The sequence below is a fragment of the Streptomyces cavernicola genome, assembly GCF_029968035.1.
GTDB classification, from domain to species: domain Bacteria; phylum Actinomycetota; class Actinomycetes; order Streptomycetales; family Streptomycetaceae; genus Streptomyces; species Streptomyces cavernicola.
Genome location: NZ_JASCIQ010000061.1, coordinates 20,730 through 34,015, shown reverse-complemented (window position 1 = coordinate 34,015; position 13,286 = coordinate 20,730). Strand labels below are relative to the sequence as shown.

General features: G+C 71.0%; 12 protein-coding genes. 5 read left to right on the top strand and 7 right to left on the bottom strand.

All coding sequences use genetic code 11. The features are described 5' to 3' along the window. Positions 1–207 precede the first annotated feature (207 nt). Positions 208–1,533 carry a UDP-glucose dehydrogenase family protein gene (locus tag QIS96_RS35785; RefSeq protein WP_282547033.1) on the top strand — a complete coding sequence of 442 codons (1,326 nt, stop codon included), beginning with the start codon at positions 208–210 and terminating at the stop codon, positions 1,531–1,533. 55 nt (positions 1,534–1,588) lie between these two features. Here QIS96_RS35785 and QIS96_RS35780 read toward each other — a convergent pair whose 3' ends face one another. Next, positions 1,589–2,092: a CGNR zinc finger domain-containing protein gene (locus QIS96_RS35780; protein WP_282547032.1), complete on the bottom strand. Its 504-nt coding sequence runs from the start codon at positions 2,090–2,092 to the stop codon at positions 1,589–1,591. 142 nt (positions 2,093–2,234) lie between these two features. On the opposite strand from QIS96_RS35780, the gene QIS96_RS35775 reads away from it, so the two are divergent. Together QIS96_RS35775 and QIS96_RS35770 are read left to right on the top strand one after the other, a co-directional pair. Further along, positions 2,235–2,606, top strand: coding sequence for a VOC family protein (locus QIS96_RS35775; RefSeq protein ID WP_282547031.1), 372 nt, complete (start codon positions 2,235–2,237; stop codon positions 2,604–2,606). 58 nt (positions 2,607–2,664) lie between these two features. Then, the gene (locus QIS96_RS35770) at positions 2,665–3,393 is read left to right on the top strand and encodes a hypothetical protein (RefSeq protein ID WP_282547030.1); all 729 of its coding nucleotides are present in this window, start codon (positions 2,665–2,667) and stop codon (positions 3,391–3,393) included. A 428-nt stretch (positions 3,394–3,821) separates the two neighbouring features. Here the strand turns inward: QIS96_RS35770 and QIS96_RS35765 are convergent, their stop codons facing one another. The 4 genes from QIS96_RS35765 to QIS96_RS35750 form a co-directional block, all read right to left on the bottom strand. Beyond that, positions 3,822–4,955: a dipeptidase gene (locus QIS96_RS35765; protein ID WP_282547029.1), complete on the bottom strand. Its 1,134-nt coding sequence runs from the start codon at positions 4,953–4,955 to the stop codon at positions 3,822–3,824. 191 nt (positions 4,956–5,146) lie between these two features. After that, positions 5,147–6,337: a dipeptidase gene (locus QIS96_RS35760; RefSeq protein ID WP_282547028.1), complete on the bottom strand. Its 1,191-nt coding sequence runs from the start codon at positions 6,335–6,337 to the stop codon at positions 5,147–5,149. A gap of 310 nt (positions 6,338–6,647) precedes the next feature. Then, complete coding sequence (gene purE / locus QIS96_RS35755) at positions 6,648–7,205, bottom strand: 5-(carboxyamino)imidazole ribonucleotide mutase (RefSeq protein WP_282547027.1); 558 nt, start codon at positions 7,203–7,205, stop codon at positions 6,648–6,650. Continuing rightward, positions 7,202–8,368 carry a 5-(carboxyamino)imidazole ribonucleotide synthase gene (locus tag QIS96_RS35750; RefSeq protein ID WP_408907321.1) on the bottom strand — a complete coding sequence of 389 codons (1,167 nt, stop codon included), beginning with the start codon at positions 8,366–8,368 and terminating at the stop codon, positions 7,202–7,204. Before QIS96_RS35750 ends, purE begins: the two co-directional genes overlap by 4 nt. A gap of 192 nt (positions 8,369–8,560) precedes the next feature. Here QIS96_RS35750 and QIS96_RS35745 point away from each other — a divergent pair, with 192 nt between their 5' ends. Continuing rightward, on the top strand, positions 8,561–9,082 hold the full coding sequence (locus QIS96_RS35745) for a GtrA family protein (protein ID WP_282547026.1): 522 nt from the start codon (positions 8,561–8,563) through the stop codon (positions 9,080–9,082). Between the two features lie 37 nt (positions 9,083–9,119). Here QIS96_RS35745 and QIS96_RS35740 read toward each other — a convergent pair whose 3' ends face one another. After that, positions 9,120–10,394, bottom strand: coding sequence for an ATP-binding protein (locus tag QIS96_RS35740; protein ID WP_282547025.1), 1,275 nt, complete (start codon positions 10,392–10,394; stop codon positions 9,120–9,122). 239 nt (positions 10,395–10,633) lie between these two features. Beyond that, positions 10,634–11,320 carry a response regulator transcription factor gene (locus tag QIS96_RS35735; RefSeq protein ID WP_282547024.1) on the bottom strand — a complete coding sequence of 229 codons (687 nt, stop codon included), beginning with the start codon at positions 11,318–11,320 and terminating at the stop codon, positions 10,634–10,636. Positions 11,321–11,774: 454 nt separating this feature from the next. Between QIS96_RS35735 and QIS96_RS35730 the strand changes: the two genes are divergently transcribed. Beyond that, complete coding sequence (locus QIS96_RS35730; protein WP_282547023.1) at positions 11,775–13,283, top strand: peptide MFS transporter; 1,509 nt, start codon at positions 11,775–11,777, stop codon at positions 13,281–13,283. The last annotated feature ends 3 nt before the right edge of the window (positions 13,284–13,286 follow it).

The following is a 13,286-nucleotide window of genomic DNA, read 5'->3' as shown; positions in this document are numbered from 1 at the left end:
AAAAGCCGACGAATCCGTGTTGCCCGCCAAGATCTCTCACTCCCCAAGTGCGCTAACTACCGTTAAGTAACCCTGATTTTAGAGCCCGGCCCCGGATCGGCGTACGTGAGGTTCCCGACAGGATCCCGGCAGCGGATCCTTCACCGGTCGCCGCCCCGACTATGCTCGGGCAGCGCATTTCCCCCGTCACCCCTCTGGAGCAGCTTCATGGCCCTCAAGATCACCGTGATCGGCACCGGTTACCTCGGCGCCACCCACGCAGCGGCCATGGCGGAGCTGGGCTTCGAAGTGCTCGGGCTCGACGTCGTACCCGAGAAGATCGAACTGCTCTCGCAGGGCCGCGTGCCGATGTACGAGCCGGGCCTTGAGGAGCTGCTGCAGAAGCACGTCGCGGGCATCGAGGGCTCCAGCGGGCGGCTGCGCTTCACCACGTCCTGGGAGGAGCTCGGCGCCTTCGGCGACGTGCACTTCGTCTGCGTGAACACCCCGCAGAAGCACGGCGAGTACGCCTGCGACATGAGCTACGTCGACGCCGCCTTCGCCTCGCTCGCCCCGGTGGCCCGCGAGGGCTCCCTGGTCGTCGGCAAGTCGACGGTCCCGGTGGGCTCGGCGGTCCGCCTCACCGAGGTGCTCCCGGACGGGGTCGAGCTGGCCTGGAACCCGGAGTTCCTGCGCGAGGGCTTCGCCGTCCAGGACACCCTGCACCCGGACCGGATCGTGGTGGGCGTCGAGAGCGAGCGCGCGGAGAAGCTGCTGCGCGAGGTGTACGCGACGCCGATCGCCGAGGGCTCGCCGCTGGTCGTCACGGACTTCCCGACGGCCGAGCTGGTGAAGACCTCCGCCAACTCCTTCCTCGCCACGAAGATCTCCTTCATCAACGCCATGGCCGAGGTCTGCGAGGCCGCCGGCGGCGACGTGGTGAAGCTGGCCGAGGCCATCGGGCACGACGAGCGGATCGGGAAGAAGTTCCTGCGCGCCGGCATCGGCTTCGGCGGCGGCTGCCTGCCCAAGGACATCCGGGCGTTCATGGCCCGCGCCGGCGAGCTGGGCGCCGACCAGGCCCTGACGTTCCTGCGCGAGGTCGACTCCATCAACATGCGGCGCCGCGGCCACATGGTCGAGCTGGCCCGTGAGGCGCTCGGCGGCGGCTCCTTCCTCGGCAAGCGGGTCGCGGTCCTCGGCGCGACGTTCAAGCCGGACTCGGACGACGTACGCGACTCCCCCGCGCTGAACGTCGCCGGACAGATCCACCTCCAGGGCGGCCAGGTCACGGTCTACGACCCGAAGGGCATGGCCAACGCCCGCCAGGTCTTCCCGACCCTCGGGTACGCGGAGTCGGCACTCGACGCGGTGCGGGGCGCGGACGTCGTCCTGCACCTGACGGAGTGGCGGGAGTTCCGGGACCTCGACCCGGCCGAGCTGGGCGCAGTGGTCGGCCAGCGCGTGCTGCTCGACGGGCGCAACGCCCTGGACTCGACGCTGTGGCGCGAGGCGGGCTGGACGTACCGGGCGATGGGGCGTCCGGCGGCGTGAGCGCGGTTCAGGGCGTGGGTGCGGGGCCTTCTTCAGGTGCGGGGCGCGCCCCGGTTCACCTGGCCCGGCTCCGGTACGTACGCATCTTGGCCCGCGAGCCGCACACCTGCATCGAGCACCAGCGGCGGCGGGCCGCCGGGCTGCGGTCGTAGTACGCCCACAGGCAGTCCCCGGCCTCGCAGGCCTTGAGGCGGAGCCAGGTGCCCGCCGCCGTGGCCTCGGCGATCGCGTGCGCGACGCGGGCGGCGAGCGGGGCCGGGTCGGCCGGCTGCAGTCGGGCCGCGCCCGAGTCGTCCACGGTCACCAACAGCGGTGCGTGCGCGAGGAGTTGGGAGAGCGGCCGGGTCGTACGGTGCGGCCGATGGCCCGCGTGCGCCAGGCAGGCGACGCGTAGCGCCTCGCGCAGCTCCTTGGCGTCGTCGGCCTCCCGCTCGCTCACCCCGAACTCCGCACGGCCCTCCGCCGTGTCCAGGGAGTCGGCTCCCGTCGCGACGTCGAGGGTGTTGACCAGCGCCGCCACGAAGGCCAGAGCCCCGGGTGGGGGCGCTTTCTCATTCATGGTTGCGACGTTACCTCCAGTACGGGACCATGGGGTAACCGTTACCGGTTGGCGCTGCCTATTGGTAACCCTGGTACTCCGATGCCCCGGCACCCGGTATCCGACACCCCGGTAACTTCCACGCGTACGGAGGGATCCGATCATGCCCATCGCGAAGCTCGGCGCCGTCGTCCTCGACTGCCCCGACCCCGTGGCCCTGGCCGAGTTCTACAGGGCGATCGTCGGCGGCACCGCCACGGAGCAACGGCAGGGCGACGACGTCTGGGTCGACCTGGAGCACCACGGCGGCAACACCCTCGCCTTCCAGTCCGCGCCCGAGTACGTACCCCCGAAGTGGCCCTCGGCGGACGGCGCGCAGCAGTTCCACCTGGACCTGACCGTGGACGACCTGGACGCCGCCGAGGAGCAGGTGCTGGCTCTCGGCGCCAAGGTCCTCGACGCGGCGGACCGCTCCCGCACCTGGCGGGTGTACGCGGACCCGGTGGGACACCCGTTCTGCCTCTGCACGGGCTGAGAGCTCCCCTGCCCGCGGGCTGAACGGCGTTGTCAGTGGCCGGAGTTAGGTTTGCGGCATGACTGAAAGCAGGCTCGCCGCACTCCTCGCCACCGGCCTCGTCGACCGCCTCGACGCACGGGACAAGCGCGTCCTGGAGCGCCGGGCACTGCTGTGGGGCGCGGGCGAGACGCCGTACCCGCTCGACCCGCGCGGCTGGTGGTTCGCCGTGCCCGGGGATGCGCACGAGGGGATATTCGAGGCGCTCGGCCTGCACGACCGCTTCCCCGTCACGCTCTACGAGGGCGAGGACGTCGAGCGCCGACCATGGCGCAGTGGGGCCGTTCCGGTGTTCGTCACGCCCGAACTGGACGGCTGGCGGCTGGTGTTCGGCAACCTGGACAGTGCGATCGGGGTCGACTGGGACGAGTGGATGGACGCGGTGAAGCGGCTCAGTGCGCACTGCGGCGAGGCCCAGATGTTCTTCATGGACGACGTGGGCGGGTCGGACATCTGGGTCGTCGCGGAGCGCGGTCGGATACGGCGGCGGTACGCGGCGGAGAGCGACCCGGAGTGGGTCGGCCGCCCGCTGCCCTGGGAGCAACTGCCTGCGTCCGCAGCGGAGTTCGAGGAGTTCGACCCTGACGACGAGGAGGCGGCGGGGGTGCCGGGCGAGGCCGGGGCGGCGGACGCCTGCGTCCACCTCTCCCTCGACCCGACGGCGATCGGCCCCCACACCGACGTCCGGGGCCACGGGTGGCTCGCGCTGACGGAGCCGGGGGTGGGGCACGAGGGGTTGGGCGCGTGACTCTTCCCCTCCCCGCCCCTTCCCGAAAGCCCTGGCGGACAGCTCCGGGGGCTGCGCCCCCGGCCCCCGCTCCCCGGGGCTGCCGCCCCTGAACCCCGCCACGGGGCTACGCCCCGGAGCCCATCTTCGGGGGCCAGCCCCCGGACCCCCGCTCCTCAAACGCCGGAGGGGCTGAATTTGCGGGCCGGCGCTGGATTCAGCCCCGGCAGGGGCTGGTTTTTAAGGGGCGCGGGGCTGTGACATCAGCGGCTCCGCCGCGGGGCGCGACCAGCCACGACGGCGCGGCAGCCGAACAACGACCGGGCTCCGGGGGCGAAGCCCCGGTTTTTCAGGGGCGCGGGGAACTGCGCGAACGGCCACGATGGCTCGGCAGTCGGGAGACGGCCGGGGGCCCGGGGGCGTAGCCCCCGGGGTGGTCCGGCGGGGGCTCAGCCGACGAGGCCCACCTCCCGTACCCCGTCCAACCGCTCCAGCGTCGCCGTCGACGGCAACCGCCGAAGCTGCGCCGCGCGAGCGGCGAAGTCGGCGTCACGCAGGACCCGTTGGACATTGCCCCAGGTCAGCCGGGACACGTCCGCATCGGACCAGCCCCGGTCCAGGAGCTCGGCGATCAACTGCGGGTAGCGGGACGTGTCGTGCAGCCCGTCCGGCAGCGCGCTCTCGGTGTCGTACATCCCGGAGATGCCCACGCACTCGGGCCCCGCCACCCGGCGCACATGGTCGAGATGGTCCGCCACGTCCCGCAGCGCAGGACCCGTCTGTGCGGCCGTACAGGGCACCAGGCACAGGCCGTTGTTGTCGCGCAGCGCGGCGAGCAGCTCGTCGGGGACATTGTCGGGATGCGGGGTGAGCGCGTGCGCCGCAGAGCGGGAGAAGATCACCGGGGCCTTGGAGACGGTCAGCACATGCTTGACCGTGGCGGCCGAGCTGCCGCTGAGGTCGGCGAGGACGCCGAGGCGGTTCATCTCGCGGACCACCTCCTCGCCGAAGCGGGAAAGACCCTGCTCCCCCACCCAGCGCGTGCCGGACATGGCGAGGCTGCGGACGCCGAGCTTGTGCAGGGCGCGCAGCGTGCCGAGGCAGTCGTCGATGGCGGTCGCGGCGGCGGGCCCGAGCATGCAGGCGATCCGGCCGTGCGCGCGGGCGTCGGCGGTGTGCGAGGCGGTGTGCGCGAGCCGCAGGCCCTCGGGGTGGGCGCGGACGACGGTCTCGGCGAGGTCGATGAGGGCGAGCGTGGCACTCACGGCCCGGTTGCCCTCGTACGCCTGCGGGAGCCGCAGTGACCAGAACATCGCGCCGACCGCGCCTTCCCGGAGGCGCGGCAGGTCGGTCTGCAGCGCGGTGTCGCCCAACTCCAGGTCGTACCAGGTCAGTCGGGACAGTGCCCAGGGCAGTCCGCTGTGGCCGTCGGCGACGGGGTGTTCGGTGAGCAGCGCGCGGGCCCGCTCTTCGGGCTCGGGCGCGCCGGGTCTCAGTTCCTCCGCCTCTTCCTCTCCCTCGGCGCGGGCGCTCGCGCCGCCGTTTCCGAGGGGGATGTCCTCGTCGTCGTGAAGATCGGCCATGGTGGGGCTCCGTTGGGTGGTGCAGCAATCTGTACGCCAACCGTGGCACGCGCACGTCGTCCGGTCTCGGCGAATGGTGCGTACGAGTGGTGCGTACGGGCTAAACCTCCACGCCCGTGCGGGGGTACGGGCCATGGCGTACCCCCGCGGGCCGCGTCCGGCGTGCTACGCGCCGGGCCCGGTCAGCCGGGTCAGCCGTCGAGCTGGTCGAGGGTCGCCACCGACGGGCCGCGGCGGGCGCCCAGGTCGCGGGCGACGTCCTCGGCCGCGCCGAGCACCCGCACCGCGTTCTGCCAGGTCAGCTTGGCGAGGTCGGCCTTCGACCAGCCACGGGAGAGCAGTTCGGCGATCAGGTTCGGGTAGCCGGCGACGTCGTCCAGGCCGTCCGGGGTGAAGGCCGTGCCGTCGTAGTCGCCGCCGATGCCGATGTGGTCGACGCCCGCCGCCTCGCGCATGTGGTCCAGGTGGTCGGCGACGGTCGAAGTGGTCGCGACGGGGCGGGGGTTGGTCGCCTCGAAGGCCTCGTGGACCTTCATCGCCTCCGGCGTCGTGTCCAGGTGGTGGAAGCCGTGCGCCCGCATGTTGTCGTCGGCGGCCGCGGTCCAGTCGACGGCCGCCTGCAGCACGAACTTCGGCACGAACGTGGCCATCGCGACGCCGCCGTTGCCGGGCAGCCGCTCCAGGACGTCGTCCGGGATGTTGCGCGGGTGGTCGCAGACCGCGCGCGAGGACGAGTGGGAGAAGACCACCGGCGCCGTCGAGGTGTCGAGGGCCGCGCGCATCGTGGTGGCCGCGACGTGCGACAGGTCCACGAGCATGCCGATGCGGTTCATCTCGCGTACGACCTCGTGGCCGAAGGGCGAGAGGCCGCCGACGCCCGGCTCGTCCGTGGCCGAGTCCGCCCAGGCGATGTTGTCGTTGTGGGTGAGCGTCATGTACCGCACGCCGAGGGTGTGCAGGGCGCGCAGCGTCGCGAGGGAGTTGTTGATGGAGTGGCCGCCCTCGGCGCCCATGAGGGAGGCGATCCGGCCCTCGCCGCGCGCCGCCTCCATGTCGGCGGCGGTCAGGGCGCGGCGCAGCTCGGCCGGGTGGCGGTCGAGCAACTGCCGGACGCAGTCGATCTGTTCGAGCGTCGCGCTCACCGCGGAGTCGCCGGTCAGGTCGGTGCGTACGTACACCGACCAGAACTGGGCGCCGACGCCGCCGGCGCGCAGCCGGGCGAGGTCGGTGTGCAGCCGGCCGGTCTGGTCGGCTGCGATGTCCAGGCGGTCGATGTCGTAGCGGGCCTTCTCGCGGAGCGCCCAGGGGAGGTCGTTGTGGCCGTCCGCGATGGGGTACTCCGCGAGGAGGGCGCGTGCGTCTTCCAGGTGATGGGTTGGCATGCGGGCATTGTCCCCCGCACCGCCACGGGGGCTCCGCACCCGGAACCCCGCTCCTCAAACGCCGGAGAGGCGTTACGGCTCGTCTTCGGCTTTCCCGCCGTCGTGGGCTGTGCCCACCCTCCCCCAAGCTCTCGGCTTCGCTCGAGCAGGGGGGACCCCCATCGCCCTGCGGAACGCCTGCCCACAGCGGGGTGGGGGAATCCTGCCCCGTCAGGGGCGCGGGGAACTGCGCGACCAGCCACAACGGCGCAGCAGCCGAAAGACAGCCGGAGGGGCCTGGGGGCGCGGCCCCCCGAAAGGGGCCGCAGAACTACTGGCCGAAGCCGAAGCCCGCCGCCGCACCCTCGACCTTCGCCCGCAGCCGCTTCCCCTTCTCCGTCGCCTGGTCGTTGAGCTCCTGCTGGAACTCCCGCATGCGGTCGAGCAGTTCGGGGTCGTGCGCGGCGAGGATGCGCGCGGCGAGCAGGCCCGCGTTGCGCGCGCCCGCGACCGAGACCGTGGCCACCGGCACGCCCGCGGGCATCTGCACGATGGAGAGCAGCGAATCCATGCCGTCCAGGTACTTCAGCGGCACCGGCACGCCGATCACCGGCAGCGGCGTCACCGAGGCGAGCATGCCCGGCAGGTGGGCCGCGCCGCCGGCGCCCGCGATGATCGCCTTGAGGCCGCGGCCCGCCGCGTCCTCGCCGTACGCGACCATCTCGCGCGGCATGCGGTGCGCGGAGACGACGTCGACCTCGTACGGGATCTCGAACTCGTCGAGGGCCTTCGCGGCGTTCTCCATGACGGGCCAGTCGGAGTCGGAGCCCATGACGATGCCGACGACGGGCCGGCCCGCAGACTGGTCCGTGGACGTGGACGTGCTCATTCGGTGATCGTTCCCCTGAGGTAGGCGGCTGCGTGACGGGCGCGGTCGAGGACGTCGGCCAGGTCGTCGCCGTAGGTGTTGACGTGGCCGACCTTGCGGCCGGGCTTCACGTCCTTGCCGTACATGTGGATCTTGAGCTGCGGGTCGCGGGCCATGCAGTGCAGGTACGCCTGGTACATGTCCGGGTAGTCGCCGCCGAGGACGTTCGCCATGACCGTCCACTTCGCGCGCGGGCGCGGGTCGCCGAGCGGCAGGTCGAGGACCGCGCGCACATGGTTGGCGAACTGCGAGGTGACCGCGCCGTCCTGGGTCCAGTGCCCGGAGTTGTGCGGGCGCATCGCGAGCTCGTTGACGAGGATGCGGCCGTCGACGGTCTCGAAGAGCTCGACCGCGAGGTGGCCGACCACGCCGAGCTCGTCGGCGATCCGCAGGGCCAGCTCCTGGGCGCGGCCCGCGAGCTCCTCGGAGAGGTCGGGCGCGGGCGCGATCACCGTGTCGCAGACCCCGTCGACCTGCTGGGACTCCACCACCGGGTACGCCACGGCCTGGCCGTGCGGGGAGCGGACGACGTTGGCCGCGAGCTCGCGAACGAAGTCGACCTTCTCCTCGGCGAGGACCGGGACGCCCGCCTTGAACGGCTCGGCGGCGTCGGCGGCCGAGCGCACGAACCACACGCCCTTGCCGTCGTACCCGCCGCGCACCGTCTTGAGGATGACGGGGAAGCCGTCGCCCTCCTCGGCGAAGGCGGCCACGTCCTGCGGGTCCTTCACGATGCGATGGCGCGGACACGGGGCGCCGAGCGCGTCGAGCTTCGCCCGCATCACGCCCTTGTCCTGGGCGTGCACCAGAGCATCCGGCCCGGGGCGCACGGGAATCCCGTCCGCCTCCAGGGCGCGCAGATGCTCGGTGGGTACGTGCTCGTGATCGAAGGTGATCACGTCACAACCGCGAGCGAACTCACGCAGCGTGGCCAGGTCGCGATAGTCGCCGATGACGACATCGCTGACGACCTGGGCCGCCGAGTCCTGGGGAGTGTCACTGAGGAGCTTGAACCTGATGCCGAGCGGGATGCCTGCTTCGTGCGTCATACGCGCGAGCTGCCCACCGCCGACCATGCCGACTACCGGGAACGTCACATCGTCCAGAGTACGGGGCCCTGGGATACGTAGAGACCCACGAGTCCTGCGTCACATCTCACAGCCGTACGGGCCGTCTCGCCTGCGCTGCCGGGGCTACGCGCGTCACATGCCCGTTCGAGGGTTTTCCACAGGCCCGGCACCGAAAGGTCACGCTGGTTAGCATGACTGGGTAATCCGAGAGGCCGACCACCGAACGGACGGGGCGAACGAATCACCATGAGTGAGCGCGGCGCACTGCGCGTGCAACTGGACCAGCTCATCCGAGAGATCGCCAAGTTCGGCGTGGTGGGCGGGATCGGCACGCTGGTGAACCTCGGCGTGTTCAACCTGGTGCGGCACACCACGGAGATCCCCGTGGTGCGGGCCTCGATCATCGCCACGGTCATCGCGATCTGCTGCAACTACGTCGGCTTCAGATACTTCACGTACCGGGACCGCGACAAGAGCGGTCGTACGAAGGAGATGACGCTCTTCCTGCTGTTCTCCGTCGTCGGCCTGGTGATCGAGAACGGCGTGCTCTACGCGGCGACGTACGGTTTCGGCTGGGACAGCAGACTGCAGAGCAACATCTTCAAGTTCCTCGGCATCGGCATCGCGACGCTCTTCCGGTTCTGGTCGTACCGCTCGTGGGTGTTCAAGGCGCTGCCCGCCCGCGAGACGGTGGCGGACGCCGAGAAGTTCCTCAAGAACTCCAGCAGACAGCACGAGGAGCAGCGGCGCCGCCAGCGCGTCACCTGACTCCGGCCCCGGCGGGGCGGTCGGCTCGGCCGCGCGGTCAGCGCACCGTCGGCTCCGGTTCGGCGCGGGGGGCGTCGGCGGGGCGGGAGCGGGACAGGAACAGGCCGAAGACCGGCGGCTTCTGCTGCAGCATCTCCAGGCGGCCGCCGTCCGCCTCGGCGAGGTCGCGGGCGACGGCGAGGCCGATGCCGGTGGAGTTGCGGCCGCTGATGGTGCGCTCGAAGATCCGCGCGCCGAGCTCGTGCGGCACTCCGGGCCCCTCGTCCGTCACCTCGATCACGACCTGGTTGCCGGTGACGCGGGTGCGCAGGGCGACGGTGCCGCCGCCGTGCATCAGGGAGTTCTCGATCAGCGCGGCGAGGACCTGCGCGACCGCGCCGGGCGTGCCCTCGGCCATCAGGTGCTGCTTGCCGGAGCGGACCAGGGCGCGGCCGGCGCTGCGGTAGGCGGGCAGCCACTCGGCGATCTGCTGGGTGACGACCTCGTCCAGGTCGAAGGTGACGGCGGAGCCGGTGCGCGGGTCGCGGGAGTTGGTGAGGAGCCGCTCCACGACGTCCGTGAGCCGTTCGACCTGTGCGAGCGCGATCGTCGCCTCCTCCTTGACCGTCTCCGGGTCGTCGGTGAGCGTGATCTCCTCCAGGCGCATGGAGAGCGCGGTGAGCGGGGTGCGCAGCTGGTGCGAGGCGTCCGCGGCGAGGCGCCGCTCGGCGGTGAGCATCCGGGCGATCCGCTCGGCGGAGCCGTCCAGTACGTCCGCGACGCGGTCGAGTTCGGGCACTCCGTACCGCCGGTGCCGCGGGCGCGGGTCGCCGGAGCCGAGCCGCTCGGCGGTCTGGGCGAGGTCGGTGAGCGGCGAGGCCAGGCGGTTGGCCTGGCGCAGTGCGAGGAGCACGGCGGCGACCACGGCGAGCAGGGCCACCAGGCCGATCATGAGGAGCGTGCGGCCGACCTCGCCGGTCACCGTGGAGCGGGGCTCCTGGACGGTGACGGTCTCGCCCTGTTCGCCGGTGGCGGTGGCGTGGATGACGTCGCCCGCGGGCTTGGTGCCGATCTCGATGGGGGCGCGCTCGGGGATCTCGATACGGGCGTACCGCTCGGTGCCGACCTGGTCCTGCAGGACGCCCTCGGTGATCCGGTCGGCGGCCATCATCCGGCTGTCGACGATGGCGACGAGCCGGCTCGCCTCGGACTCGACGCGCTCCTGGGCGCTGGTGGTGATGGTGCGGGTCTCGACGATCACCAGGGAGACGCCGAAGACGGCGATGACGACGAGGACGACGGCGAGGGTGGAGTTGATCAGTCTCCGCCGCATGGTCTCTCCGAGGGGTGCGCTGTCTTACGTGGACCTTGTTGTTGCCGTTGACGTGGGCGCCGTGGATCGCCCTCCGGGCTCGTCCTCAAACGCCGGACGGGCTTCCATTGTTCCGGAGCGTTCCTCGTGCCTCGACTCGCGCGCCCTCGATCGGCCTGCGGCCTCGTCCTCAAACTCCCCCAGCTACCGCTGGGAGGTGCCCCCAGGACGGGCTGAAATTGGCCGGGCTCGCATCCCCGCTAGCTCTTCTCGAAGCGGAAGCCCACTCCCCGGACCGTCGCGATGTACCTCGGGTTGGCCGCGTCGTCGCCCAGCTTCTTGCGGAGCCAGGAGATGTGCATGTCCAGGGTCTTGGTGGAGGACCACCACGTCGTGTCCCAGACCTCGCGCATCAGCTGGTCGCGGGTGACGACCCGGCCCGCGTCCCGGACCAGGACCCGCAGCAGGTCGAACTCCTTGGCCGTGAGCTGGAGTTCCTCCTCGCCCATCCAGGCCCGGTGCGACTCGACGTCGATGCGGACGCCGTGCGTGGCGGGGGCCTGGACCGGCTCGGCGGCGCCGCGACGGAGCAGGGCCCGGACCCGGGCGAGGAGTTCGGCGAGGCGGAAGGGCTTCGTCACGTAGTCGTCGGCGCCGGCGTCGAGGCCGACGACCGTGTCCACCTCGTCCGCGCGCGCGGTGAGGATCAGGATCGGGATCGTGTGCCCCTCGGCGCGCAGCCGACGGGCGACCTCCAGGCCGTCCATGCCGGGCAGTCCGAGGTCGAGCACCACCAGGTCGACTCCGCCGACGCCGTTCTGCAGCCCTGCGTCGAGCGCCGTCGGCCCGTCCTCGCGCACCTCCACCTCGTACCCCTCCCGCCGTAGGGCGCGGGCCAGCGGCTCCGAGATGGATGCGTCGTCCTCGGCGAGCAGTACACGGGTCATGGGAGTGATGGTAGTCCGCGCCCCACCTGCGACTTGGGCGGATCCCAGGGGTTCCGGCCGTCCGTTGAGCGGCGCCCGGAATCCGGCTTCCGGACGCGGTTCTTTCGACGCCAAGGCTCCGTACGAAAAGCCCTTGTACTACCTTCGAATCGGTGGCCATGGTTCCATGGATCCCTGTGATCCATCTCTCAAGGCCTTCCATAGCCCGCGTTAGCGTGCCGTAATGGAGTGTCAACGCCCTTGCGTACATTGCGGAAATTCCGGAGTTCGACTCCGCCTCGCATCCGCTCTGTACGTGGACTGAACTCCGCAGTCCTCAGCTGGTGATGCGACTGGGGCTGCAGCTAGTGATTGACCTGTAGTCGGACCGCGTGCAAGCGCGCTGTGCCGGCCACCCCCCACCCGGGCGCGCGTGCGCTTGCGCGGCGCTTCCCCGAGCGTAGAAGGAACACCCATGGCGTCCAGCCTGACGAAGGACTCGGCCGGTACCGCACCCGGCTCCGAGAAGACCTTCTTCGGCCACCCCCGCGGCCTGGCCACTCTCTTCATGACCGAGATGTGGGAGCGCTTTTCCTGGTACGGAATGCGCGGCATCCTCACTCTCTACCTGGTGGCGGCCGTCCTCGACGGACCGCTCGAGGGCCGCGAGACCCTCGCAGCCGCGATCTACGGCGTGTACAACGCGCTCGTCTACATGCTCGCCATGCCGGGTGGCTGGGTCGCCGACCGCCTCTGGGGCGCCCGTAAGGCAGTCCTCGTCGGCGGCATCATCATCGCTGCGGGCCACTTCGTGCTCGCCATTCCGAACAACGCGATGTTCTTCGTCGGCCTGCTGCTCATCGCCCTCGGCACGGGTCTGCTCAAGCCGAACATCTCGGCCATGGTCGGCGGCCTCTACTCCGGCGCCGACAGCGCGCGCCGGGACGCGGGCTTCACGCTCTTCTACATGTCGATCAACGTCGGCGCCCTCGCCGCTCCGCTGGTCGTCGGCACCCTGGGCGAGAAGGTCAACTGGCACCTCGGCTTCGCCGTCGCCGGTATCGGTATGACCCTGGCGCTGGTGCAGTACGTCATCGGCGGCCGTCACCTCGGCGACGTCGGCAAGCTTCCGCCCACCCCGGCCACCCCCGAGGAGCGCCGCTCGGTGCTCCGCAAGGTGCTGCTGTGGGGCGGCATCGCGATCGTCGCCGTCCTCGCGGACGTGGTGCTCGGCACCTTCGACATCGAGCACGTCGTGAACGTCATGGCCGTCCTCGGCGTGGTCATCCCGATCCTCTACTTCGCCACGATGTTCCGCAGCCCGTCCATGACGGCCGAGGAGCGCCCGAAGATCCACGCGTTCATGTGGTTCTTCATCACCGCCGTGCTGTTCTGGATGATCTACGACCAGTCCGGTTCGATGCTGAACCTGTTCGCGAACGGCAAGACGGACCGCATGATCGGCGGCTGGGAGTTCCCGGCGAGCTGGCTGCAGTCCGCCAACCCGGCCTGGATCATCATCCTCGCCCCGATCTTCGCGTCGCTCTGGGTCTGGCTCGCCAAGCGGAACCGCGAGCCCAGCACCGTCATGAAGTTCTCCCTCGCGATGCTGCTCATCGGCGGCTCGTTCGGGCTCATGGCCCTCGCCGGCGCGGCCGCCGCGAACAGCGAGTCCGGCAAGGTCACCGTCTTCTGGCTGCTCGGCGTGTACCTCGTGCAGACGCTCGGTGAGCTGTGTCTGTCCCCGGTCGGCCTGTCCCTCTCGACCAAGCTGGCTCCGGCTCAGTTCCTGAGCCAGATCATGGGTCTGTGGTTCCTCGCCACCGCCACCGGCAACGCGCTCAACGGCTGGGCCGTGAAGCTCAACGCCCCGATGGGCGACGCCGCGTACTACACGATGTGGGCGATCATCGCGGCCCTCGCCGGTGTCTCCTTCATGCTCGCGTCGAAGAAGATCCGAGCGCTGATGGGCGGCGTCAACTGACGT

Bases quoted from the DNA above. Each gene is read 5' to 3' on its own strand.
- QIS96_RS35765 (WP_282547029.1), bottom strand. From the start codon at position 4,955: ATGGCCGATCTTCACGACGACGAGGACATCCCCCTCGGAAACGGCGGC.
- QIS96_RS35760 (WP_282547028.1), bottom strand. From the start codon at position 6,337: ATGCCAACCCATCACCTGGAAGACGCACGCGCCCTCCTCGCGGAGTAC.
- purE (WP_282547027.1), bottom strand. From the start codon at position 7,205: ATGAGCACGTCCACGTCCACGGACCAGTCTGCGGGCCGGCCCGTCGTC.
- QIS96_RS35740 (WP_282547025.1), bottom strand. From the start codon at position 10,394: ATGCGGCGGAGACTGATCAACTCCACCCTCGCCGTCGTCCTCGTCGTC.
- QIS96_RS35730 (WP_282547023.1), top strand. From the start codon at position 11,775: ATGGCGTCCAGCCTGACGAAGGACTCGGCCGGTACCGCACCCGGCTCC.
- QIS96_RS35775 (WP_282547031.1), top strand. From the start codon at position 2,235: ATGCCCATCGCGAAGCTCGGCGCCGTCGTCCTCGACTGCCCCGACCCC.
- QIS96_RS35785 (WP_282547033.1), top strand. From the start codon at position 208: ATGGCCCTCAAGATCACCGTGATCGGCACCGGTTACCTCGGCGCCACC.
- QIS96_RS35770 (WP_282547030.1), top strand. From the start codon at position 2,665: ATGACTGAAAGCAGGCTCGCCGCACTCCTCGCCACCGGCCTCGTCGAC.
- QIS96_RS35745 (WP_282547026.1), top strand. From the start codon at position 8,561: ATGAGTGAGCGCGGCGCACTGCGCGTGCAACTGGACCAGCTCATCCGA.
- QIS96_RS35735 (WP_282547024.1), bottom strand. From the start codon at position 11,320: ATGACCCGTGTACTGCTCGCCGAGGACGACGCATCCATCTCGGAGCCG.
- QIS96_RS35780 (WP_282547032.1), bottom strand. From the start codon at position 2,092: ATGAATGAGAAAGCGCCCCCACCCGGGGCTCTGGCCTTCGTGGCGGCG.